Genomic DNA, 23,312 nt, shown 5'->3' with positions numbered 1-23,312 from the left:
CAGCTGCCCCCGTAAATCCTTAGCGGCTGGACTTCGCTAAGAAGAGATTGTCACTGCACGTATATAGCAACAATGCGTAGTAGTACTCGACTTTTAGCGGACGAGGCAAAAGTACGTACTCGAAAGATAGGGGGAGTACTTAGAAAGGTGAGCGGATGCCCTGCCGGCTACTTGGAAGTCGACGCTGGAGGGCCGGGTGGATTGAGGTGAAGGTCCTCAACCGGAGAAGAGTGCAATCGCGGCCAAAGCCCCCAGCATGGAGGGGCCATGCGGCACTTCTGTGGCTTGTTCCCGGCCTTTTCTGCGCAGTACCAGCACTGTGACAGCACCGTTGAGAACGAAGCCCAGTAGGCCCCCGTAGAGCAGTTGGGTCCAACCCAGGTACCCCAAGTAAAGGCCGACCGGTGCGGCTAGCTTCACATCACCCAGGCCAATGCCGCCGGGAGAGATAAGTCCCAAAACAAGGTACGCGGCAAACAAGATGACGGCTCCGAGGGCAGCTCGAAGCAAATGGTCAGGCTGCTTACTAACTACTGCCGGTAGGAATAGTAATAAAAAACCGCCGGCGAGCAGTATCAATACAAGGGGATTGGGCAGCAAGTGGAGCCCCACATCGATCCGGGCAAGCTGCACGCCGACTAACGCAAGGAATATGAAGGCCGGAAGGCTGTAGGTAATTCCAAAATGCAATGTGAAAGCGACGCATGCGGCGCTGGTGAGGGCGGCCGTCGCAGTCCGGACGCGTGGCGAAGGGGCCCGGCCGAGTCGCGGAAGGAGCTGTGCAATCAATGCTTCGGCGATGGGAGAGAGGAGGCCGCCTGCAAGGCCGGCCGCAAGGACCAGGAGCATGTTGCTGGAGTCTCCGTTCCCCGCTGACAACACTGCATCTCCCTACATAGGTTGAGCTGGCACGGCCACAGTGGCCGCTGGCTACCCCATTTTGACCCTGAAGCCCCAGACGCGCTAATCTTGGTAGTCGTTGTGCGTGTCCTGTTCCGATGGTGCGTGCCCGCTTGAGAATCCGGTTGCAGGATAACTACTCAACGTGCACATTCGGAACTTCAGGATGACTGGTTACATAGAGCCCTCACCTCTGTTCCGGTAGCGCGCAGACAGTAGGTGCGCGAGCTAGCGACACCTAAACAAGAACGCCAGAACAAGAACGAGGCAAACACCGTGCGTACGTACACCCCGAAGCCCGGCGATATCAACCGCCAGTGGCACGTCATTGACGCCACCGACGTTGTCCTTGGTCGTCTTGCAAGCCAGACCGCAATCCTGCTGCGCGGCAAGCACAAGGCCACTTTCGCATCCCACATGGACATGGGCGACTTTGTCATCATCATCAACGCTGAGAAGGTAGCCCTGACCGGCGCCAAGCTGGAGCAGAAGCGTGCTTACCGCCACTCCGGCTACCCGGGCGGCCTGACCTCCGTCAACTACGCGGAACTGCTGGAAACCAACCCGGTCCGCGCCGTTGAGAAGGCCATCAAGGGCATGCTCCCCAAAAACTCCCTGGCTGCCCAGCAGCTCGGCAAGCTGAAGGTTTACCGCGGTGCCGAGCACCCGCACGCCGCCCAGCAGCCCAAGACTTTCGAAATCACCCAGGTCGCCCAGTAGTCCTGGCCACCAAACAACTTACTTAATACAAGGAGAATCGTGGCTCAGAACGAAGAACTGACCACCGAGGCCCCCGAGGCCGAGGAAAACCTGACCAGCTACACCTCTGAGAGCTCCGCTGCTGAAGCTGCTCCCAAGAAGGAGCGCCCGGCACTGACCGTTGCCGGCGCTGCTGTTGGCCGCCGCAAGGAAGCTGTTGCACGCGTCCGCGTTGTGCCCGGCACCGGCAAGTGGACCATCAATGGCCGCGAGCTGGCGAACTACTTCCCGAACAAGCTGCACCAGCAGGACGTCAACGAGCCCTTCAAGATCCTCGATCTCGAAGGCGCCTACGACGTCATCGCCCGCATCCACGGTGGCGGCATCTCCGGCCAGGCCGGCGCACTGCGCCTCGGCATCGCCCGTTCGCTGAACGAGATCGACGTCGAAAACAACCGCCCCACCCTGAAGAAGGCCGGTTACCTGTCCCGCGACGCACGTGTCATCGAGCGTAAGAAGGCCGGTCTCAAGAAGGCCCGTAAGGCCCAGCAGTACTCCAAGCGCTAGATCCGCTTACATAGTTGCCCGTCTCGCCCTACGGCGGGGCGGGCAATTTTTTAAGGTTGGGATAGTTGTACTAAGTCGTAGTACTCAGCGTTGCCTATCTGCTCTTTCTTGAAGTTTGATTTGACCCAGTCGAGGATGCGGGCAGATTCTCCCCGGCCTTCCGAAGTCAGAGGCGGCAAGTTTTGAACAACCACTGAGGCGATTTTCTTTTCCTCAACGAGGTTCCTGAACTGTTCTAGAGTCGGGCTGGGATCCGTTCCATCAAAGCCACCAATGGGTAACACTGGACGACCCGTGGCAAGCTGGTAGTTGGCTGCTGATGCCGATCCTACGATTGCCGTGGCCCATGTCCTTGATGGCAGCTTAGTAGAAGTTAAGCGGTCAAGAACTTTGGGCTCGGGTATATCCCCAAGCGCAACTGCCGCAAGACTCTGGGACACGCCAGCCCCCAGTCCAGAGCGTGTCGGATCATCGGACCGTATTCCGTTGATGCTCGGGCCTGCGATAACACCCGCCCCTACATGTGGACTTAAAGCGGTATTTATTGACCAGATAAGGGGACCGGCAATCAGTGTTGAGATCATGAGGATATGCCGGACCTTCCTAAGTGCAGGCGAGGAGTTAGGAACAATTTGCGCCGCTATTGTCAGAGGCCACAGCAGGAGAAATAGCTGGGGCAGGTCTGGAAAGTCGGCTGCGGAGCGGGTCGCCGATACGAATGCGAGAACGGCAGTGCCAACGAGTCCTGCGACAAGAAGCGCGCGATTCCGCCATCCTCCATTGCTTAGTAGGTGGCGAAGGGAGACCGCAGCGAGAACGCTACTCGGTGGAACAGCAGTAAGGGCGTAGTACGGGTGAACAATTCCCGACATATACGCCAGAACTCCGGTCGAAGTTAGGAACCACGATCCGCTGAAGAGAAGAAGAGCACCACGACTCGAGTTTCCTTTCCTTTTAATAAGCCAAACCATGGCTAGACCGAGACCTACGAAGGCAAGTGGAAGGAACCACCCGAACTGTCCTGAGTATTGCGGCTCCAGAAATCTTTGGTATCCCTTGGCAAGTTCGTTGACGCGGCCCCCTGAAGACAATGTTCGGCTAGCATCTTCTCCGGTGAGTCGCTGAAAACCGTTGTAGCCCAGAGCCAATTCAACAGTGCTGTTTTCCCTTGAGCCTCCAATGAATGGCCTGGCTGTTACGTCTGAGAGTTGGACTATGAGAAGCCAAGCGCCGGCAACTGCGGCCGCCGCCATCCCCGCCAATCCAACATGTGCCATCCGCTTGAACCAACTGGCACGGCCGAACACCAAGTACGCAAGTACCAAGCCAGGGATTACGAGGCCGATTTGGAGCTGTTTAGTCAGGAACCCCGCGCCCACCAGGGCGCCAGCTACGATCAGGTCAAGAGGGCGTTGTTTGTCAATTGCTCGAAGGGCATAAAAGCAAGTGGCAACCATGATAAGGATGAGTAGCGCGTCCGGGTTGTTGTAGCGGAACATTACGGTGCTCACCGGGGTTATTGCCATAAAGACGGCTGCAAGCAGTCCGGTGAAAGGTCCAAAGCGTCTGGATACCAAGACATACAACAGAAAGACCGCAAGTACTCCCATGACCGCCTGGGGCAAAAGAATACTCCAACTGCTCAAGCCAAAGAGTCGTACCGAGAGTGCCATCACCCAGAGACTCAAAGGGGGCTTATCGACAGTGATGGCGTTCAGAGGGTCCGAAGAGCCGTAAAAGAAAGCCGTCCAATCCTGTGCCCCGGACATCACCGCCGCTGAGTAGTAGGCGTTTGCCCACCCGTTTATATCCAGGCCCCAGCAATATAAAAGCGCCGTCAGCAGCAGCAGCGACAAAAGGGCGGGCCGTTCCCATGGAGTATGGCCCGAGGTCAGGATCGAGATGACGCGTTCCCTCGCCATGAGGGCGCGCGATGGGGAGGATAAAATTGCGGCTCTGCTCTGTGCCACGTTGGTCCTCATCTGACGGGATTCCTACCAGGGACCAGGGCCCGGCGTGCATGACTGCTGCCGGGTTGCGTGCGGAAGACCCAGAGCCGCAGCAGGACAAACCTCATCAATGTGGCGAGGACGTTCGCCGCGGTCAAGACCAGAAGCTCCACGTTGGGCGCAGCATCGGCGTGCAGCGAGTGGAGTACCACCAACGACGACGACGTGAGGGTCCACGCCAGGAGAAACACTACGAAGCCCTGGAACTGATGCGTGAACAGCTTCTCCGGCCCGCTGATGCCAAACGTGAACCGCCTGTTGGCTGCCGTGTTTCCTACCGCGGTCAGCAGCAGCGCCAGGAAGTTGGCTTCCTGGGACCCGAAGGGCCCCTGCATCATGAGGTAGAGCAGCGCGAAGGCCAAGGTGGAAGCAACCCCGACAAGGCCAAACCGGAGGACCTGGCCAAAAAAACTTGGCCGGCTTAGGGGCGCGAGCGGCCGGCGTCCCAGCTCCGCGTAAATTGCCTGAACGGGTATAACGCCCTTCACCAGCGATCCGGCAACCCGGACCATTCCCTTCAGGTCATCCACGGCTGTCTGCTTGATATCCACACGGCTGTCCGGATCATCGACCCAGTCGACGGGAATCTCGTGAATGCGAAGCCCGGAACGCTCAGCAATTATCAGAAGCTCGGTGTCAAAGAACCAGCAATTGTCCTGAACATGGGGAAGCAGCCGTTTTGCCACATCAGCCCGAATGGCTTTGAACCCGCACTGGGCGTCCGAAAACCGCACCTGCATTGTGCGCCGCAGCAGGAAATTGTAGGACCTGGAAATGAATTCCCGTTTGGGCCCTCGGCTCACCCGGGAACTTTGACCCAAACGCGTGCCGATGGAAATATCGGAATGCCCGGACAGGAGGGGCGCCACCAAAGGTGGAAGTGCTGCCAGATCCGTTGAGAGGTCAACGTCCAGGTAGGCGAGGACTTTGGCATCGGAGGCAGACCAGGCATCCCTTAGCGCGTACCCGCGTCCTTTGACCTCGAGGCGCCGATACTCGACGTTTGGAATGTACCCGCTAAGGCGGGCGGCAATCACCGGTGTCCGGTCGGTGCTTGCATTATCGGCGATGGTGATTTTCCACGTCGACGGCATTTCATTGGTCAGATATTCGGCGAGCCTTGTGATGCTGCGTTCCAGCACCGCTTCTTCGTTGTAGACCGGTACTACAATTTCAAGCGCCAAGCCCCCATAGCTAGGTGTCATGCATGGATCGTAGGGGGCGCCAAATAACCGTGGCGAGGGTTTTGGGCAAAGACAGGTAGCCGCGTATGAAATCAAGTAGTCCCAGTATCCGGCCCCGTCGGGAGACAGGTATCCGACAGGTAGAGCCAGCCCGGAGGCGACGCCTACGCAGGCCCTCCCGCACCCATCCTCTACACTTGACCGGTGTCTAGATTATTTGGAACTGATGGTGTCCGGGGCTTGGCCAACGGCCTGCTGACAGCAGAACTGGCCCTGCAGCTGGCCCAGGCGGCCGCCGTCGTGCTTGGTCATGACCGCAGTGCAAACGGCGCAAGGCCCCGCGCCGTGCTGGCCCGGGACCCGCGTGCCAGCGGTGAATTCATCGCCGCCGCCGTGGAAGCCGGCCTCTCCAGCTCGGGCATCGACGTCTACGATGCCGGCGTCCTGCCCACGCCTGCCGCCGCATACCTGGTGGCGGATCTGGAAGCGGACTTCGGTGTCATGATCTCCGCCTCGCACAACCCGGCGCCGGACAACGGCATCAAGTTCTTCGCCCGCGGCGGCCAGAAGCTCCCCGACGAAGTGGAGGACGCCATCGAAGCCCAGATGAGCAAGGAGGCCGTCCGCCCCACCGGCGCGGACGTCGGCCGCATCCAGCGCTTTTCGGATGCAGAGGACCGTTACATCGTCCACCTGCTCCGCACCCTCCCGCACCGCCTGGACGGGCTCACCGTGGTGCTGGACTGCGCCAACGGCGCAGCCAGCGGCTGCTCGCCCCAGCTTTTCAAGGACGCCGGCGCGGACGTCATCGTGATCGGCGCGGATCCTGACGGCCTCAACATCAACGACGGCGTCGGCTCCACCCACCTCGGCCCGCTCAAGGAAGCCGTCGTCAAGTACGGTGCCGACCTCGGCATCGCCCACGACGGCGACGCCGACCGCTGCCTGGCCGTGGACGACGAGGGCAACGAGGTGGATGGCGACCAGATCATGGCCATCCTCGCCGTCGCGCTCCAGAAGGCCGGCAAACTCAGGGATGACGTCCTTGTGGCCACTGTGATGAGCAACCTCGGGCTCAAGATTGCTCTCCGGGAAGCCGGCATCACCATCGTGGAAACCGCCGTTGGTGACCGCTACGTCCTGGAAGGCATGCGCGACGGCGGCTACAACCTGGGCGGCGAGCAGTCCGGCCACGTCATCTTCTCCGACCACGCGACCACCGGCGACGGCCTGCTCACCGGCCTGCAGCTCGCCGCGCAGGTGGCCTTGACCGGTAAACCGCTCAAGGAACTCGCCACGGTGATGACCAAGCTTCCGCAGGTGCTGATCAACGTCAAGGGCGTGGACCGCAGCAAAGTGGGCAGCAACGACGTCCTGGCCCAGGCCGTGGCAGCTGCCGAAGCGGCATTGGGCGAGACCGGGCGCGTCCTGCTCCGCCCCTCCGGCACCGAGCCCGTGGTCCGGGTGATGGTGGAAGCCGCGGACGAAGAGACGGCCCAGTCCATCGCCGAACACCTCGCCCAGGTGGTCCGGACCGAGCTCGCGCTGGAACTGGCCTCGAACTAGCAGCAACAAAAGTGGCCCGCCTCCCAGCAGGAGGCGGGCCACTTGCAGTTGAGCAGGCTTAGACGCGGTCCTTCAGCGCGTCCCGGATTTCGGTCAGCAGCGCTACCTGCGGGTCCTCCGCAGCGTCCTTCTTCACGCTCTTATCAATCCCCAGCCGGCGGTTGCGGCGCTCGATCATCAGGTTCATCGGCATCACCACCACAAAATAGATGGCCGCGGCGATCAGCAGGAAGTTGACCACAGCCGTCAGCAGCACGCCGAACTCGATGGCGTTGCCGCGCAGCTCCACCCGCGCAAAGCTGTCAAAGTTTGGCGCGCCCACCAGGCCGGAGATGAAGGGCATCAGCACTTTGTTCACCAGCGCCGTCACCACCGATCCGAACGCGGTACCCATGACAACGGCGACGGCAAGGTCAACCACGTTGCCCTTCATGATGAAGTTCTTGAATCCAGTCAGCATGGAAACCAACCTAGCGCACGGGTGTTACAGGTACGCGGGTGCCGCCTCCAGGCCGAAGTATTCCTCCAGCGTGCCGATGCCGCGGTTCAGCATGTCCGTGGCCGCCTCCACGCCCACGTACCGCAGGTGCCATGGCTCGTAGTAGTACCCCGTAATGGGGTGCAGCATCCACGGGTAGCGCACCACGAACCCGAAGCGGTGCCCGTTTGCCTTCGCCCAGGTGGCCGCCGGCTGGTCCGCGAAGCACGGCTGGAAGCTGCATGCGCCTCCGCCGTCGCCGATGTCGAACGCCCACCCCGTCTGGTGCTCCGAATGGCCCGGGCGGGCGCTGGCGGTGTCGGCGTCGGCCTGTCCGCGTGCGGCAACGTAGCCGTTGTAGGTGGTCACCTGCGTGCTGTAGGAGCGGTAGCCGCTCGCCAGCACGATTGCCACGCCGTCCCGTGCGGCCGCTGCGAACATCGCTTCCGCGGCTGCCGCGGTGGTGCTGTTCAGCAACGCCGCCTCACCTGCGGCGGAAATGGCGACGGCGGGACGCACCAGGTCAGCCGGCACATAGTCCGCAGGCTTCAACGGCCGGTGCTTGTTCACGATGACCCACTGGCTCTTGGGGTCGTCAAGCGAAAACTGCCGCGCCAGGGTGGCGGACGGCGAGGGCGTGGGGGACGGCGACTCCGGTGACTGGCTTACCGTGGCGGTTTCCGCCGTCGGGCCCGCTGAAGCCGAAACGGCTGAGGGGGAGGGGGACGGGGAAGGAGCAGCGGACGACGACGGCGCCGCCGCCTTGGGTGCCTCCGGTGTGCAGGCAGCCAGGACCGTCAGCCCGGCACCGGCTGCGAGGAAGCGCGTGAAGCTGCGTCGGCTGGGTGACCCGCATTCGTGGCACACGTGTGCTAAACCTTCCGGAGGAGCATGCGGCGGATGGAGTGGTCCGCCTCTTTGGTCAGCACCAGCTGCGCCCGGCCCCTGGTGGGGAGCACATTCTCCTCCAGGTTGGGCTCGTTGATCCGCTTCCAGATGTCCCGTGCGGTGCTCTCCGCCTCTTCGTCGGACAGGGTGGCGTAGCGGTGGAAGTAGGACTCCGGCTGCGCGAACGCGGTGCTCCGCAGTTTCCGGAACCGGTCCACATACCACTCTTCAATGTATGAGGTCTTGGCATCCACGTAGATGGAGAAGTCGAAGAAGTCGCTCAGCGCCAGGCCCTGGCGGCCATCATGGCGCGGGCGGGCCGGGGCCAGCACGTTCAGGCCCTCCACGATCAGCACGTCCGGGCGGCGGACCACCACTTCCTTGCCCGGCACAATGTCGTAGGTGACGTGGGAGTACCAGGGGGCGCGGACTTCCTCTGCGCCGCTCTTGATCTCGCTCACGAACCGCAGCAGCGCCCGCCGGTCGTAGGACTCCGGGAAACCCTTCCGGTCCAGCAGCTGCCGGCGCTTAAGCTCTGCCAGGGGGTAGAGGAAGCCGTCGGTGGTGATGAGTTCCACGTTGGGGGTGCCGGGCCAGCGGCGCAGCATTTCCCGCAGCACGCGGGCGATGGTGGACTTGCCCACCGCAACGGAACCGGCCACGCCAATCACGAAAGGGGTGCGCTGGGTCTGCTCGCCCAGGAACGTGGTGGTGGCGGCGTGCAGCTGGCCGGCCGCCTCCACGTACAGGTGCAGGAGCCGGGAAAGCGGCAGGTAGACGTCCCGGACTTCCTTAATGTCCAGGGGGTCGCCGAGCCCGCGAAGGCGCAGCACGTCCTCTTCATTAAGGGGCTGTTCCATCTGGGCTGCGAGCCGGGACCAGGTATGCCGGTCCAGCTCCACGAACGGCGAGGCACCCTCCCCGTTCGCTTCATTGCGTTGCGAAGTCACGCTAAAGATTCTGCCCCGCTCCCGGCCCATCGCGAAATGACGCCCCTGCTCAGCGCGGCGGCACCCGTCACGGAAGACCAGCCGCAAGCCCCACACATGGGCCAGCCGGTTTAGAGCAACAGGCACGCTGCCGATAGTCTTGTGGCTATGTGTGGAATCGTGGGATACGTAGGCCGTTCGACTGACGGTGCAATTAACGGTCACAGTGCGCTGGACGTTGTCCTTGAGGGGCTGCGCCGCCTGGAGTACCGCGGTTATGACTCTGCCGGTGTGGCGGTGGTGTCCCAGGGGACCATCGAGTCGCGGAAGAAGTCCGGGAAGCTGAGCAACCTGATCGGTGAGCTGGAGGCGCGTCCGTTGCCTGAGGCAGTGACCGGCATCGGCCACACCCGCTGGGCCACGCACGGCGGCCCGACGGACCGCAACGCGCACCCGCACCTGGCTGACGGCGGCAAGCTCGCCGTCATCCACAACGGCATTATCGAAAACTTCGCCGAGCTCAAGCTCGAGCTGCTCGAAAAGGGTGTGACCTTCCTGTCCGAGACGGACACTGAGGTCGCTGCCGCGCTGCTGGCTGACATCCTGCGGAACAAGTTGGGCGGTGACCCGGCGAACGGCGGCCTGACCCGCGCCATGGAACTGGCCTGCCAGCGCCTTGAGGGCGCCTTCACGTTGCTGGCCGTGCACGCGGACCAGCCCGACGTCGTCGTTGCTGCCCGCCGTAACTCCCCGCTGGTGGTGGGCCTGGGCGACGGCGAGAACTTCCTGGGCTCGGACGTTTCCGGGTTCATCGACTACACGCGCCGTGCCGTGGAGCTGGGCCAGGACCAGATCGTGACGATCACTGCGGACTCGGTGGAGATCACCGATTTCTACGGCAACCCGGCCCAGGGCAAGGAATACCACGTGGACTGGGACCCGGCCTCGGCGGAAAAGGGCGGCTTCTCCTCGTTCATGGAGAAGGAAATCCACGACCAGCCCGACGCCGTGGCCCAGACCCTGCTGGGGCGTTCTGACATCAAGGGCAAGCTGACCCTGGACGAGCTCCGAATCGATCCCGAGCTGCTGAAGCAGGTCAACAAGATCATCGTGCTGGCCTGCGGCACCGCCGCGTACGCGGGCATGGTGGCCAAATACGCCATCGAGAACTGGTGCCGGATTCCCACCGAGGTGGAGCTGGCGCACGAGTTCCGCTACCGCGACCCGATCCTGGACGAGAAGACCCTGGTGGTCTCCATCAGCCAGTCCGGCGAAACCATGGACACCCTGATGGCCGTCCGGTACGCCCGTGAACAGGGCGCCAAGACCATCTCCATCTGCAACACCAACGGCTCCACCATCCCGCGTGAGTCCGACGCCGTGCTGTACACCCACGCAGGCCCCGAGATCGCGGTGGCCTCCACCAAGGCGTTCCTGGCGCAGATCACGGCCGCGTACCTGCTGGGCCTGTACCTGGCCCAGCTGCGCGGAAACATCTTCTCGGGCCAGATCAAGGACGTGCTGGCGGACCTGAACAAGATCCCGGCCAAGATCCAGAAGATCCTGGACAACGCCGAGCCCTTGCGTAAACTGGCCCGCAGCATGGCGGACGAGAAGTCGGTGCTGTTCCTGGGCCGCCACGTCGGCTACCCCGTAGCCCTCGAGGGCGCCCTGAAGCTCAAGGAAATCGCGTATATCCACGCCGAGGGCTTCGCCGCGGGCGAGCTCAAGCACGGCCCCATCGCCCTGATCGATGAAGGCCAGCCGGTGTTCGTGGTGGTCCCGTCCCCGCGCGGCCGCGACTCCCTGCACTCCAAGGTGGTCTCCAACATCCAGGAAGTCCGCGCCCGCGGCGCCCGCACCCTGGTCATCGCGGAGGAAGGCGACGAAGCCGTCAAGGCCTACGCCGAGTACGTCTTCTACGTCCCGGAGACCCCCACCCTGCTCATGCCCCTGCTGACCACCGTGCCGCTGCAGATCTTCGCCGCGGAACTCGCCGCAGCCAAGGGCTACGACGTGGACCAGCCCCGCAACCTCGCCAAGAGCGTCACCGTCGAATAACCGCTCCGCTTGCGGACAGCAGAAGCCCCGGACCTTCACGGTCCGGGGCTTCCTGCGTTAACACTGCCGGCCCAAAAACAAGCCCTTTGCGCTGACGGCGGACAACGACAGTATCCGGCCCAAACGGGGGCGCGGGAGGGCCGCCGGCAGGGACCTCCACCGTAGAATGAACCGCATGATCGTTGGCATTGGGGTAGACGTAGTAGACATCGAGCGGTTCGGCCGCCAGCTGGAGCGCACGCCGGGCCTGAGGGACCGGCTGTTCGTGCCGGCGGAACGGGACCTGAACACCCGTTCCCTGGCTGCCCGGTTTGCCGCCAAGGAAGCCGTGGCCAAGGTCCTCGGTGCCCCGGCCGGCATGAACTGGCAGGACTGCTGGATCGGACTGGACCAGAATGGGCCCACCGTCCAGGTGAAAGGGACTGTCCTGGCAGTGGCCGAGGCCAAGGGCGTCAAGCGCTGGCACCTGTCCATCAGCCACGACGGCGGCATCGCCACCGCCACGGTCCTGGCCGAAGGCTGATCCGGCGGCCGCCGCATGATCACCGCGTACACCGGAACGCAGGTCCGCGCAGCCGAAGAACCCCTCCTGGCCGACGGCCTGGGGGACGTGCTGATGCAGCGCGCCGCCTACGGGCTGGCCGCCGCCGTCGTCAATGAATTGAAGTCCCGCGGCTCACGCCTCAACGGTTCCCGCGTGGTGGTGCTGGTGGGCAAGGGCAACAACGGCGGGGATGGACTGTACGCAGGCGCCTTCCTCGCCGCCCGCGGGATGCGGACGACGGCGGTCCTCACCGGCGATGCCGCCCACCCCGGCGGTCTGGCGGCATTCGAGCGGGCAGGCGGCCGGGTGCAGCGGCTTACCGAGGCAGAGCTTCCGGCCCTCGCCGCCGAAGCCGCCAGGGCGGACGCCGTCATTGATGCCGTCCTGGGAACCGGCGCGAAGGGTGGCCTGCGGGGGAGTGCCGCCGACCTGATCGACGCCATCACGGCTGCACGGGACGCTGAACACCGCGACGGCCTGCTGGTGGCCTGCGACCTTCCCAGCGGCATCGACTCGGACACCGGCGAAGCTGCCGGTCCCGTCCTGCCGGCCGATATCACTGTGACGTTCGGGGGAGCGAAGACCGGCCTGTTGGCCGACCCCGGCGCCGACTACGCAGGCCGCGTCCTGGTCGTGGAGATCGGCATCGAAGAGCACCTTCCGGCGCCCTCCATGCGCCGGCTGGAGGAGGCCGACATGGCCCGACTCCTGCCGCACCCGTCCCGGCGCGCCCAGAAGTACTCACGCGGTGTGCTGGGCGTGGTGGCCGGGTCAGAGAACTACCCGGGGGCTGCAGTCCTCGCCTGCCGGGGTGCGCTGGCCGCCGGGGTGGGCATGGTCCGGTACCTTGGTCCGCCGTCGGTGGCCGACCTGGTCCGCCAGTCCTGTCCCGAGGTGGTCTGCAGCACCGGAACCGTCGCAGAGAACCGCGTCCAGGCCTGGCTGGTGGGCTCCGGCATGGGCCCCCATGACCACGAACAGCTGACCCGCGCCCGCGACGCCATTGCATCGGACCTTCCCGTCGTGGCCGATGCAGGTGCGCTGCCCGCGCTGCCTGCCATGCTTGCGCCGCACGTGGTGCTCACCCCGCACGCCGGTGAGCTCGCATCGCTGTTCCAGCGGCTGGGCCACGGCGAGGACAGGGAAGCCGTGGAAGCCGGTACGCTCGCTGCGGTCCGCCAGGCCGCCGTCCGCACCGGGGCCACCGTCCTGCTCAAAGGCGCCACCACCCTCGTGGCTGCACCCTGGGGCACCACCTTCAGCCAGGCGGACGGTACGCCCTGGCTCGCCACCGCCGGCAGCGGGGACGTCCTGGCCGGGGTCATCGGCGCGCTGCTCGCGCAGGCCGGGGCCGACGTCGGCCGCTTCACGGATCTGGGGATTGAAGGGGACGGACGGTGGGCTGCCATCGCCGCGCTGGGAGCGGCGTTGCACGGCCGGGCAGGGAAGGCTGCATCGGAGGCAGCGTCAGGCGGCCCGATCGCCGCTGGCGGAATTGCGGATGCCCTACCCGAAATCTGGGGTAAAGTCAGCATGCTTAGTAACTATGGAGCCTGGAAACGTAATAGTCACAGCCAACCACTACGGTAGGCATTAGTTCGCACCAGCAGCAGGGGCGTCCCGATGCCGTCTGCTGCTGACCAATAAATGAGGAGCACGATGGAAGTCTGGCCTGGAAATGCCTACCCGCTGGGGGCTACCTTTGACGGCACCGGCACTAATTTCGCCTTGTTCAGCGAACGGGCGGAGCGGGTTGAACTCTGCCTCCTGGCCGACGACTTAACCGAAACCCGGATCGAACTGACCGAAGTGGACGGCTACGTGTGGCACTGCTACCTGCCGCACATCCAGCCGGGCCAGAAGTACGGCTACCGCGTCCACGGACCCTACGATCCCGCCGATGGAAACCGCTTCAACCCCAACAAGCTCCTGATGGACCCCTACGCCAAGGCCATCCAAGGCCAGATTGACTGGGACCCGGCGCTTTTCTCCTACGAATTCGGTGACCCCGACTCCCGCAACGATGCAGACTCTGCGCCGCACACCATGCACGGCGTGGTCATCAACCCGTTCTTCGAATGGGACGGCGACCGCCAGCTGAAGATCCCGTACCACGAGTCCGTCATCTACGAAGCCCACGTCAAGGGCCTCACCGAGCTGCACCCGGAAATCCCCGAAGAGCAGCGCGGCACCTACGCCGGCGTGGCACACCCTGCCGTCATCGAGCACATGAAGAAGCTCGGCGTCACGGCCATCGAGCTCATGCCCGTGCATCAGTTCGTTAACGACGGCACCCTGGTGGAGAAGGGCCTCAACAACTACTGGGGCTACAACACCATCGGGTTCTTCGCCCCCCAGAACACCTACAGCTCCACGGGCGACGTGGGACACCAGGTCCAGGAATTCAAAGCCATGGTCCGCGACCTGCACCGGGCCGGCATCGAAGTGATCCTCGACGTCGTTTACAACCACACCGCAGAAGGCAACCACCTGGGCCCCACCCTGTCCTTCAAGGGCATCGACAACCAGGCCTACTACCGGCTGGTGGACAACGACCTGAAGCACTACATGGACTACACCGGCACGGGCAACTCGCTGAACGTGCGGCACCCCCACTCCCTGCAGCTGCTGATGGATTCCCTGCGCTACTGGGTCACGGAAATGCACGTGGACGGTTTCCGCTTCGACCTCGCCTCCACCCTGGCCCGCGAGTTCTACGACGTGGACAAGCTCTCCACCTTCTTCGAACTCATCCAGCAGGACCCCATCGTTTCGCAGGTCAAGCTCATCGCAGAGCCATGGGACGTTGGCCCCGGCGGCTACCAGGTGGGCAACTTCCCGCCGCAGTGGACGGAATGGAACGGCAAGTACCGCGACACCGTCCGCGACTTCTGGCGCGGCGAGCCCTCCACCCTGGGCGAGTTCGCGTCCCGGCTCACCGGCTCGGCTGACCTCTACGAAAGCTCGGCCCGGCGTCCGGTGGCCTCGATCAACTTTGTCACCGCCCACGACGGCTTCACCATGCGGGACCTCGTCTCCTACAACGAGAAGCACAACGAGGCCAACGGCGAAGGCAACAACGACGGCGAATCCCACAACCGCTCCTGGAACTGCGGCGTGGAGGGAGACACCGACGACGAGAAGGTGCTGACCCTCCGTGCCCGCCAGCAGCGGAACTTCATTGCCACGCTGCTGCTCTCGCAGGGCGTCCCCATGCTGCTGCACGGCGACGAACTGGGCCGCACGCAGCAGGGCAACAACAACACCTACTGCCAGGATTCCGAGCTGAGCTGGGTGCACTGGGAAGCCATGGACCAGCCACTGGTCGAGTTCACGGCATTCGTCAACAAGCTCCGGCACGACCACCCCACGTTCCGCCGCAGCCGCTTCTTCGACGGCCGCCCCGTCCGCCGTGGCGAAGGCGAGAAGCTGCCTGACATCGTCTGGCTCAAGACTGACGGCACGGAAATGTTGCCCGAGGACTGGGGCAGTGGCTTCGGCCGGACCATCGGCGTGTTCTACAACGGCGACGGCATCCAGGAACAGGACTCCCGTGGCCGCCGGATTACCGACGACAGCTTCCTCATGGCTTTTAATGCCCATGACGACGCGGTGGACTTCTGCGTCCCGTCCGACGAGTACTCGCAGTACTGGGAGGTCCTGGTCGACACCGCCGCCCAGGCCGACGCCTACGAACCTCTCAAGGCCGGCGCCACGCTGACCCTGGACGCGAAGTCCATGGTGGTGCTGCGTGCCTACTCCGGCCCCGAGGCTGAGGTGGATACGTCCGCGGCCGCGTCCCTGGCGTCCAGGGTGGAGCACGAGGAGGCCCAGGAGGAGATGGCGGAGGCCCAGGCCAAGGCAGCCGAGGCGAGCGAGGCAAGGGCAACGGGCGCCGACAAGAAAGCCAAAGCATGAGGACTCCGGTCTCCACCTACCGTTTGCAGATCCGCAGCAGTTTCACCCTCTTCGACGCCGCCGAACAGGTCCCCTACCTGAAGGACCTTGGCGTGGACTGGGTGTACCTGTCGCCCATCCTCACCGCGGAGAAGGGCTCGGACCACGGCTACGACGTGACCGATCCTTCCGCCGTGGACCCTGACCGCGGTGGCCCCGAAGGCCTGCTTGCCCTCTCAAAGGCAGCCCGCGAACACGGCATGGGCGTGCTGGTGGACATCGTGCCCAACCACGTGGGCGTGGCCTCCCCGCCGCAGAACCCGTGGTGGTGGTCGCTGCTCAAGGAGGGCCGCGGCTCGCCTTACGCCGAAGCGTTCGACGTCGACTGGGACCTGGGCGGCGGAAAGGTGCGGCTGCCCATGCTGGGCTCGGACGCCGACCTGGACAAGCTGGAGGTCAAGGACGGCGAACTGCGCTACTACGACCACCGGTTCCCGCTGGCCGACGGCACGTACAGCGAGGGTGACTCCCCGCAGGACGTGCACAGCCGGCAGCACTACCAGCTGATGGACTGGCGCCGCGCAGATGCCGAACTGAACTACCGGCGCTTCTTCGCGGTCACCACCTTGGCCGGAATCCGGGTGGAGGAACCGTCCGTGTTTGAGAAGGCCCATGCCGAAGTGGGCCGCTGGTTCACGGAGGGCCTGGTGGACGGGCTGCGCGTGGACCACCCCGACGGACTGGCTGATCCCGCGGGCTATCTCCGCTGGCTCAAGGACCTCAGCGGGGGCGCGTACGTCCTGGTGGAGAAGATCCTGGAGCCGGGCGAAGTGCTGCCGCAGGAGTTTGCCTGCGAGGGCACTACGGGCTATGACGCACTGGCGGACGTGGACCGGGTCTTCGTGGACCCGGCAGGGCAGCAGGCCCTGGACGCCCTGGACGCTTCGCTGCGGGGTACGCCTGAGCCGGCCGACTACGCGGAGATGATCCGCGGCACCAAGCGCATGATCGCCGACGGCATCCTGCGCTCCGAGGTGCTGCGGCTGGCCCGGCTGGTTCCCGAGTCGTACGGGCTCACGGTGGACCAGGCAGCGGACGGCATCGCGGAGATCATCGCGTCCTTCCCCGTCTACCGGTCCTACCTCCCGGTGGGCGCCGACGTCCTCAAGGAGGCGTGCGAGTCCGCCGCGGCGCACCGGCCGGACCTGGAAGTGGCCGTCGGCACCCTCCTGCCGCTGCTGCTGGATCCTGCCAACCCCATCGCCATCCGGTTCCAGCAGACCTCCGGCATGGTCATGGCCAAGGGCGTGGAGGACACCGCGTTCTACCGGTACACCCGGCTGGGCACCCTGACCGAGGTGGGCGCCGAACCCACTGAGTTCGCCGTGGCGCCGGAGGAATTCCACCGGCGGATGCAGCGGCGCCAGCAGGACCTGCCCCTGTCCATGACCACCCTGTCCACCCACGACACCAAGCGAAGCGAGGATGCCCGGGCCCGGATCTCGGTCATCGCCGAACTGCCGGAGGAGTGGGCCAAAACCCTGGAGACGCTCCGGGGCCTGGCGCCGATTCCGGATGGCCCCTACGAGAACCTGCTGTGGCAGGCAATCGTAGGTGCGTGGCCTGCAAGCCGGGAACGGCTGCAGGGCTATGCGGAAAAGGCGGCCCGGGAGGCCGGCAACTCCACCAAGTGGACCGATCCCAATGAGGACTTCGAGTCCAAGGTGAAAGCGGCCGTCGACGCCGTGTTCGACGACGCCGAGGTGGCCAAGGTGGTTGAGGACTTCGTGGCCCGCATCGATGCCTTCTCCGCCGCCAACTCGGTCTCGGCAAAGCTGGTCCAGCTGACCATGCCGGGCGTGCCGGACGTGTACCAGGGCAGCGAATTCTGGGAACGGTCACTCACCGATCCGGACAACCGCCGGCCCGTGGACTTCGCTGAGCGGCAGGCAGAGTTGGCAAAGCTCGACGCCGGGACGTTGCCTGACGCGGGCACGGAAGCAAGCAAGCTTCTGGTCACCTCGCGCGCACTGCGCCTGCGGCGGGACCGCCCGGAGCTGTTCCAGGGATACTCGGCCGTGACGGCCAGCGGAGCCGCCGCTGACCACCTGCTGGCATTCACCCGCGGAACCGACGCCACTTCCGGTGCCCTCACGCTTGCCACCCGGCTCCCCGCCGGACTGGAAGCCGGGGGCGGCTGGCGGGACACCGCCGTCGACCTTTCCACTGCCATGCGCGACGAACTCACCGGAACCAGCCACGGACCCGGCCGGGTTTCGGTGGCGGAGGTCCTGGGTACCTACCCGGTGGCCCTGCTGGCACCTGTGGACGGAGAAAAGGCATGACCCTGGCCAACGTTGGACCCGAACGCTTCGACGTGTGGGCACCGGACGCCAAATCCGTGGTACTGCTGGCCAATGGCCGGCAGTACACCATGCGGACGAAGGAAACGGCGCCAGGCAGCGAAGGATGGTGGACGGCTCCGGACGCTCCGGGCGAGGGTGATGTGGACTACGGCTACCTGCTGGACGGGGACACTACCCCCATCCCGGACCCCCGGTCCCGCCGCCTCCCTGCCGGTGTCCACGAACAGTCCCGCACCTACGATCCCGCCGCCTATGCCTGGCGGGACTCAGCCTGGCGCGGCAAGGACCTGCAGGGGTCGGTGATCTACGAACTCCACGTCGGCACCTTCACGCCCGAAGGAACGCTGGACGCAGCCGTGGACAAACTGGGCTACCTGGTGGACCTCGGCATCGACTTCGTGGAGCTGCTGCCGGTCAACGGCTTCAACGGAACCCACAACTGGGGCTACGACGGCGTCCAGTGGTACACGGTGCATGAAGGCTACGGGGGACCGGCGGCCTACCAGCGGTTTGTGGATGCCGCGCATACCGCGGGGCTGGGCGTCATCCAGGACGTGGTGTACAACCACCTGGGGCCCAGCGGCAACTACCTGCCCAAGTTCGGCCCGTACCTGAAGCAGGGCGACGCCAATACCTGGGGCGACTCCGTCAACCTGGACGGGCCCGGCTCCGACGTGGTCCGGGAGTACATCCTGGACAACGCGGCCCTGTGGCTGCGGGACTACCACGTGGACGGGCTCCGGCTCGATGCCGTGCACGCGCTGCGCGACGAGCGTGCCGTGCACATCCTTGAGGACCTGGGCGCTCTGGGCGACGCCATCTCGGCCGAAACCGGGCTGCCCAAGACCCTCATCGCCGAATCGGACCTCAACAACCCGCGCCTGATCTACCCCCGGGATGCGAACGGCTACGGCCTGGCCGGGCAGTGGAGCGACGACTTCCACCACGCGGTCCACGTGAGCGTCAGCGGCGAAACCACCGGCTACTACTCGGACTTTGAGTCGCTGTCCGTGCTGGCCAAGGTGCTGAAGGACGGATTCCTGCACGACGGCAGCTACTCCAGCTTCCGCGGCCGGCACCACGGCCGTCCCATCAACGCTTCGCTGGTCCACCCCGCGGCATTGGTGGTCTGCAACCAGAACCACGACCAGATCGGCAACCGGGCCACGGGGGACAGGCTCTCGCAGTCCCTGTCATACGGGCAGCTCGCCGTGGCCGCCGTCCTCACGCTGACGTCCCCGTTCACGCCCATGCTGTTCATGGGTGAGGAATACGGGGCTTCCACGCCGTGGCAATTCTTCACCTCGCACCCCGAGCCGGAGCTCGGAAAGGCCACCGCGGAAGGGCGCATCAAGGAATTCGAGCGCATGGGGTGGGATCCCGCCGTCGTGCCCGATCCCCAGGACCCGGAAACCTTCCGCCGGTCCAAGCTGGACTGGGCCGAGGCCGCCACCGGTGACCACGCGCGGCTCCTTGAGCTGTACCGGTCGCTCACGGCGCTGCGCCGCGAGCATCCGGAGCTGGCTTCCCTTGGTTTCGGTGAGACAGAGGTGTCGTTCGACGACGACGCCGGCTGGCTGCGTTTCCGGCGCGGGACCGTCGAGGTGGTGGTCAACGCCTCGGGCTCCAAGGTCCGGCTGGACGGCGCAGGCACAGTCCTCCTCGCAACCGACGAGGGGACCGGGATGGACGACGGTTCGCTTGACCTCGCGCCGTGGAGTGCCGCGATCCTCAAGTCCTGAACCTGGAAGTTGTGCCGCGGGCCTCGCCCGCGGCACAACTTTTTCTGCTGAGCGCTAACATCTCCCGCGTGGCGCAGCTCACAGGTGGCAGGATGGAATGTATGACTTATTCTGCAGCGGAGAACCGCTACGACTCCATGCCCTATCGCCGCGTCGGCCGAAGCGGCCTCAAGCTCCCGGCCGTCTCCCTGGGCCTGTGGCACAACTTCGGGGACGACAAACGGTTCGAGGAGCAGCGCGACATCCTCCGCCGGGCGTTCGATCTCGGGGTGAACCACTTCGACCTCGCCAACAACTACGGTCCCCCGGACGGATCGGCGGAAACAAACTTCGGACGGCACCTGAGGGACGACTTCAAGCCCTACCGGGATGAACTGGTCATCTCCACCAAGGCCGGCTACTACATGTGGCCCGGCCCCTACGGTGAATGGGGCTCCCGCAAGTACCTGATTTCCAGCCTCGACCAATCGCTGCAGCGCATGGGGCTGGACTACGTGGACATCTTCTACAGCCACCGGCCCGATCCGGAAACGCCACTCGAGGAAACGATGGGCGCCCTCGATTACGCCGTCCGGTCCGGGAAGGCGCTGTACGCGGGCATCTCTTCCTACACGCCGGAGCAGACCCTTGAAGCCGCCCGTATCCTCAAGGAACTCGGTACGCCGCTGCTGATCCACCAGCCCAGCTACTCCATGCTCAACCGCTGGACGGAGGACGGCTCGCCCAACCTGTACGAGGTGCTGGACCAGGTGGGCGCGGGCTCCATCGCGTTCTCGCCGCTGGCGCAGGGGATGCTCACGGACCGTTACCTCCATGGCATTCCCGCCGACTCCAGGGCAGCCAAGGCCCGCTTCCTTTCGGAGGACTCCATCACGGAGGAGAAGCTGGACCGGGTCCGCGGGCTGCGGAAGATTGCCGAAGGCCGCGGGCAGTCGCTGGCCCAGATGGCCATCGCCTGGATCCTGCGCGATCAGCCCAAGGGCTCGCCCGTTACGTCCGCCCTGATCGGTGCCTCGAGTGTCCGGCAGTTGGAGGACAGCCTGTCCGCGATCGACAACCTCAGCTTCTCCGCTGACGAGCTGAATGCCATCGATGAATTCGCGGTGGAATCGGACATCAACCTCTGGAAGCAGAACGCCTGACCGGTCTGTTTTCGTTACACGGCGGGACCGGCGGAACAACGGCCGGTCCTGCTGTGTTGGGTACTATGAAAAGGCGCCGCGCGGCGCCGTGCCAGCCGGCCGCCGTCGTCCTCTCTGGGAAGGCTTGTCCGGCCGGCAAACGTTTGTCCCCAAAGGAGTTCTGTGTCTTCACATCCGATCCGTGTTGCAATCGTTGGCGTGGGCAACTGCGCCGCCTCGCTGGTGCAGGGCGTCCAGTACTACAAGGACGCCGATCCCGGTGAGACCATTCCCGGCCTGATGCACGTTGAGTTTGGCCAGTACCACGTGGGTGACGTTGAGTTCGTCGCCGCGTTCGATGTGGACGGCAAGAAGGTCGGCGTAGACCTCTCCGACGCCATCCTGGCCAGCGAGAACAACACCATCAAGATCGCCGACGTTCCGCCCACCGGTGTTACGGTCCAGCGCGGCCACACCCTGGATGGCCTGGGCAAGTACTACCTTGAGACCATCGAGCAGTCCACCGAAGAGCCTGTGGACGTGGTCCAGGCCCTCAAGGACGCCAAGGTCGATGTCATGGTCTGCTACCTGCCGGTCGGTTCCCAGCAGGCTGCCGAGTTCTACGCCCAGGCTGCGATCGACGCCGGGGTTGCGTTCGTGAACGCCCTGCCGGTCTTCATTGCCGGAACCAAGGAATGGGCTGACAAGTTCACTGCCGCGGGTGTTCCCATTGTGGGCGATGACATCAAGAGCCAGATCGGCGCCACCATCACCCACCGTGTGATGGCCAAGCTGTTCGAGGACCGTGGCGTCACCCTGGACCGGACCTACCAGCTGAACGTCGGCGGCAACATGGACTTCAAGAACATGCTGGAGCGTGACCGGCTGGAGTCCAAGAAGATCTCCAAGACCCAGGCCGTGACCTCCAACGTCGAGGCCGAGCTGGCCGCAAAAGACGTGCACATCGGCCCGTCGGACTACGTGCAGTGGCTTGATGACCGCAAGTGGGCCTTCGTGCGCCTTGAAGGCCGCAACTTCGGTGACGCCCCCGTCTCGCTGGAGTACAAGCTGGAGGTCTGGGACTCACCGAACTCCGCCGGTGTGATCATCGACGCCATCCGTGCGGCGAAGATCGGCCTGGACCGCGGCATTGGCGGACCGCTGCTGTCGGCATCGAGCTACTTCATGAAGTCCCCGCCGGAGCAGTTCAACGACGACCTCGCCCGCGAGAAGGTCGAAGCCTTCATCCGCGGCGACGTGGAGCGCTAACCCCTCACCCCTGGTTGCTCTATCAGTTTTGGTCCCTAAACCTACCGGTTAGGGACCAAAACTGATAGAGCAACTGGCGTTTAAGGCTCCCGCAGCGCTGCACGGACCAGACCGGCCGCCCGCCGGAAGTCGTTCGCAAGATCATCAGCGTTGAATTTGAAGTACTGCCAGCCGGCGGAGTGGAAGCATGCGTCCCGGCGGTTGTCGCGGGATTGCTGTTCGCGTGTCAGGTGATGGCCGCCGTCGTACTGGATGCCGATCCTCCGCCGCCTGTAGCCCAGGTCCGCAGCAGGGGAGCGCGGATTACCGGCGTCAACCCGAACCTGTAGCTCAGGTTCCGGCAATCCGGCGTCAACCAGAGCAAGACGCAGAAAGGTTTCGGGTGCTGAATCAGCACCTACACGGATCAGTTCGACGGCGGCCCGAGCTTTCACAATGCCCTGCATCTTTGGATGCCGCTTCAGCATCTCCCGCAGTTCCTGAACCGTTGCCCAGGGCTTGGTCCGAAGCTCAAGTCCGTCGTGCGGCTGTCGGACCAATTGGTCGCCCATTGCCACCACATGTTCCATGGGAAGCCGGCGACAAAGGTCCAGCCACGTCCGTGAGGCTGTCGAGATACGAATGCCCTGCCAATCCATGGTCTCGTCCTTATAGGCCAGCACGGTATGCCCCACGACGCCCATCCGTCGAACCTGCGGCAACGCTCGAGGTTTACTGAGATGGAGGTCCCGGGAGTCCTGGAGCCACGGCGGGAGCCAGAGCCCCAACAATATAGCGGCCGTTGCGTGCGATATCCACGCTCCGGGAGTCGCCGCGGAGAGGGCGCGTGCCATTGCGGGAAGCTCGAAGTCCCGCCCTGCCGGCAGATACAGGAGGCGTCCGGCCGAAGCCAGATCGGAAGAGCGTAATCGACCCCGGCTGAGGTTTGCCGCCCGCGCTTCAGCGACCGTGAAGGGAATGGCTTCGAGGTGGGCCGGCAGCGGTGAAACAAGACGCATGGGGAACATTGTTTACCGGAAGCCGGTTGCCCCGCAGAACTTATCCACAGCTCGCGTTGCTCTATCAGATACGGTTCCCAACCCGGGGTTTTAG

At 64.5% G+C, this 23,312-nt stretch carries 18 protein-coding genes; 11 read left to right on the top strand and 7 right to left on the bottom strand.

From position 1 onward, the window contains the following. Nucleotides 1-216: 216 nt before the first annotated feature. Nucleotides 217-849 (bottom strand): prepilin peptidase, encoded by a 633-nt coding sequence (locus tag AB0313_RS04420; RefSeq protein WP_366303870.1) that lies wholly within the window; start codon nt 847-849, stop codon nt 217-219. Between the two features lie 327 nt (nt 850-1,176). Here AB0313_RS04420 and rplM point away from each other — a divergent pair, with 327 nt between their 5' ends. Then, nucleotides 1,177-1,620 (top strand): 50S ribosomal protein L13, encoded by a 444-nt coding sequence (rplM, locus tag AB0313_RS04415; protein WP_043454696.1) that lies wholly within the window; start codon nt 1,177-1,179, stop codon nt 1,618-1,620. A gap of 39 nt (nt 1,621-1,659) precedes the next feature. Then, nucleotides 1,660-2,166, top strand: coding sequence for a 30S ribosomal protein S9 (gene rpsI, locus AB0313_RS04410; RefSeq protein ID WP_141942595.1), 507 nt, complete (start codon nt 1,660-1,662; stop codon nt 2,164-2,166). Nucleotides 2,167-2,216: 50 nt separating this feature from the next. Here rpsI and AB0313_RS04405 read toward each other — a convergent pair whose 3' ends face one another. Both AB0313_RS04405 and AB0313_RS04400 read right to left on the bottom strand, forming a co-directional pair. Continuing rightward, complete coding sequence (locus AB0313_RS04405) at nt 2,217-4,148, bottom strand: glycosyltransferase family 39 protein (protein WP_366303867.1); 1,932 nt, start codon at nt 4,146-4,148, stop codon at nt 2,217-2,219. Then, nucleotides 4,145-5,380 (bottom strand): bifunctional glycosyltransferase family 2/GtrA family protein, encoded by a 1,236-nt coding sequence (locus AB0313_RS04400; protein ID WP_366304248.1) that lies wholly within the window; start codon nt 5,378-5,380, stop codon nt 4,145-4,147. Before AB0313_RS04400 ends, AB0313_RS04405 begins: the two co-directional genes overlap by 4 nt. A gap of 183 nt (nt 5,381-5,563) precedes the next feature. Between AB0313_RS04400 and glmM the strand changes: the two genes are divergently transcribed. Then, the gene (gene glmM / locus AB0313_RS04395) at nt 5,564-6,925 is read left to right on the top strand and encodes a phosphoglucosamine mutase (protein WP_307304245.1); all 1,362 of its coding nucleotides are present in this window, start codon (nt 5,564-5,566) and stop codon (nt 6,923-6,925) included. 58 nt (nt 6,926-6,983) lie between these two features. On the opposite strand, the gene mscL is transcribed toward glmM, so the two are convergent. From mscL to coaA, 3 genes are read right to left on the bottom strand one after another with little or no spacing between them, the layout of a single operon-like run. Beyond that, nucleotides 6,984-7,385: a large conductance mechanosensitive channel protein MscL gene (gene mscL, locus AB0313_RS04390; protein WP_141942582.1), complete on the bottom strand. Its 402-nt coding sequence runs from the start codon at nt 7,383-7,385 to the stop codon at nt 6,984-6,986. Between the two features lie 24 nt (nt 7,386-7,409). Beyond that, a complete protein-coding gene (locus tag AB0313_RS04385) occupies nt 7,410-8,270 on the bottom strand; it encodes a M15 family metallopeptidase (protein ID WP_366303865.1) in 861 nt (286 codons plus the stop codon). A 5-nt stretch (nt 8,271-8,275) separates the two neighbouring features. Further along, nucleotides 8,276-9,271 (bottom strand): type I pantothenate kinase, encoded by a 996-nt coding sequence (coaA, locus tag AB0313_RS04380; protein WP_174237603.1) that lies wholly within the window; start codon nt 9,269-9,271, stop codon nt 8,276-8,278. A gap of 117 nt (nt 9,272-9,388) precedes the next feature. Here coaA and glmS point away from each other — a divergent pair, with 117 nt between their 5' ends. The 8 genes from glmS (at nt 9,389) to AB0313_RS04340 (ending at nt 22,220) form a co-directional block, all read left to right on the top strand. Then, the gene (gene glmS, locus AB0313_RS04375; RefSeq protein WP_366303863.1) at nt 9,389-11,281 is read left to right on the top strand and encodes a glutamine--fructose-6-phosphate transaminase (isomerizing); all 1,893 of its coding nucleotides are present in this window, start codon (nt 9,389-9,391) and stop codon (nt 11,279-11,281) included. A 175-nt stretch (nt 11,282-11,456) separates the two neighbouring features. Further along, the gene (locus AB0313_RS04370) at nt 11,457-11,804 is read left to right on the top strand and encodes a holo-ACP synthase (protein WP_141942574.1); all 348 of its coding nucleotides are present in this window, start codon (nt 11,457-11,459) and stop codon (nt 11,802-11,804) included. A gap of 15 nt (nt 11,805-11,819) precedes the next feature. Next, a complete protein-coding gene (locus AB0313_RS04365) occupies nt 11,820-13,415 on the top strand; it encodes an NAD(P)H-hydrate epimerase (RefSeq protein WP_366303860.1) in 1,596 nt (531 codons plus the stop codon). A 69-nt stretch (nt 13,416-13,484) separates the two neighbouring features. Then, nucleotides 13,485-15,743 (top strand): glycogen debranching protein GlgX, encoded by a 2,259-nt coding sequence (gene glgX / locus AB0313_RS04360; protein WP_141942570.1) that lies wholly within the window; start codon nt 13,485-13,487, stop codon nt 15,741-15,743. Then, complete coding sequence (gene treY / locus AB0313_RS04355; RefSeq protein ID WP_366303858.1) at nt 15,740-18,067, top strand: malto-oligosyltrehalose synthase; 2,328 nt, start codon at nt 15,740-15,742, stop codon at nt 18,065-18,067. Before glgX ends, treY begins: the two co-directional genes overlap by 4 nt. Beyond that, nucleotides 18,064-19,830 carry a malto-oligosyltrehalose trehalohydrolase gene (gene treZ / locus AB0313_RS04350; protein ID WP_366303856.1) on the top strand — a complete coding sequence of 589 codons (1,767 nt, stop codon included), beginning with the start codon at nt 18,064-18,066 and terminating at the stop codon, nt 19,828-19,830. The genes treY and treZ overlap by 4 nt, the downstream gene beginning before the upstream one ends. Before the next feature lie 101 nt (nt 19,831-19,931). Beyond that, the gene (gene mgrA, locus AB0313_RS04345; protein WP_366303854.1) at nt 19,932-20,972 is read left to right on the top strand and encodes an L-glyceraldehyde 3-phosphate reductase; all 1,041 of its coding nucleotides are present in this window, start codon (nt 19,932-19,934) and stop codon (nt 20,970-20,972) included. Nucleotides 20,973-21,134: 162 nt separating this feature from the next. Further along, nucleotides 21,135-22,220, top strand: coding sequence for an inositol-3-phosphate synthase (locus AB0313_RS04340; RefSeq protein ID WP_331323196.1), 1,086 nt, complete (start codon nt 21,135-21,137; stop codon nt 22,218-22,220). 80 nt (nt 22,221-22,300) lie between these two features. On the opposite strand, the gene AB0313_RS04335 is transcribed toward AB0313_RS04340, so the two are convergent. Further along, nucleotides 22,301-23,218, bottom strand: coding sequence for an endonuclease domain-containing protein (locus tag AB0313_RS04335; RefSeq protein WP_141942560.1), 918 nt, complete (start codon nt 23,216-23,218; stop codon nt 22,301-22,303). Between the last annotated feature and the right edge of the window lie 94 nt (nt 23,219-23,312).

Origin of the sequence: Pseudarthrobacter sp. NPDC080039, assembly GCF_040702335.1 — a bacterium.
In the GTDB taxonomy this organism is placed as follows: Bacteria; Actinomycetota; Actinomycetes; order Actinomycetales; family Micrococcaceae; genus Arthrobacter; species Arthrobacter enclensis_A.
Note: the sequence above shows the minus strand (reverse complement) of the source record. Positions and strands in the feature narration are given on the sequence as shown.

Excerpts from the sequence above, each read along its gene's own strand:
- mscL (WP_141942582.1), bottom strand. The coding sequence starts at position 7,385 with ATGCTGACTGGATTCAAGAACTTCATCATGAAGGGCAACGTGGTTGAC.
- AB0313_RS04405 (WP_366303867.1), bottom strand. The coding sequence starts at position 4,148 with ATGAGGACCAACGTGGCACAGAGCAGAGCCGCAATTTTATCCTCCCCA.
- coaA (WP_174237603.1), bottom strand. The coding sequence starts at position 9,271 with ATGGGCCGGGAGCGGGGCAGAATCTTTAGCGTGACTTCGCAACGCAAT.
- treY (WP_366303858.1), top strand. The coding sequence starts at position 15,740 with ATGAGGACTCCGGTCTCCACCTACCGTTTGCAGATCCGCAGCAGTTTC.
- AB0313_RS04420 (WP_366303870.1), bottom strand. The coding sequence starts at position 849 with ATGCTCCTGGTCCTTGCGGCCGGCCTTGCAGGCGGCCTCCTCTCTCCC.
- treZ (WP_366303856.1), top strand. The coding sequence starts at position 18,064 with ATGACCCTGGCCAACGTTGGACCCGAACGCTTCGACGTGTGGGCACCG.
- AB0313_RS04365 (WP_366303860.1), top strand. The coding sequence starts at position 11,820 with ATGATCACCGCGTACACCGGAACGCAGGTCCGCGCAGCCGAAGAACCC.
- AB0313_RS04400 (WP_366304248.1), bottom strand. The coding sequence starts at position 5,380 with ATGACACCTAGCTATGGGGGCTTGGCGCTTGAAATTGTAGTACCGGTC.
- glgX (WP_141942570.1), top strand. The coding sequence starts at position 13,485 with ATGGAAGTCTGGCCTGGAAATGCCTACCCGCTGGGGGCTACCTTTGAC.
- AB0313_RS04335 (WP_141942560.1), bottom strand. The coding sequence starts at position 23,218 with ATGCGTCTTGTTTCACCGCTGCCGGCCCACCTCGAAGCCATTCCCTTC.
- AB0313_RS04370 (WP_141942574.1), top strand. The coding sequence starts at position 11,457 with ATGATCGTTGGCATTGGGGTAGACGTAGTAGACATCGAGCGGTTCGGC.
- glmS (WP_366303863.1), top strand. The coding sequence starts at position 9,389 with ATGTGTGGAATCGTGGGATACGTAGGCCGTTCGACTGACGGTGCAATT.
- mgrA (WP_366303854.1), top strand. The coding sequence starts at position 19,932 with ATGACTTATTCTGCAGCGGAGAACCGCTACGACTCCATGCCCTATCGC.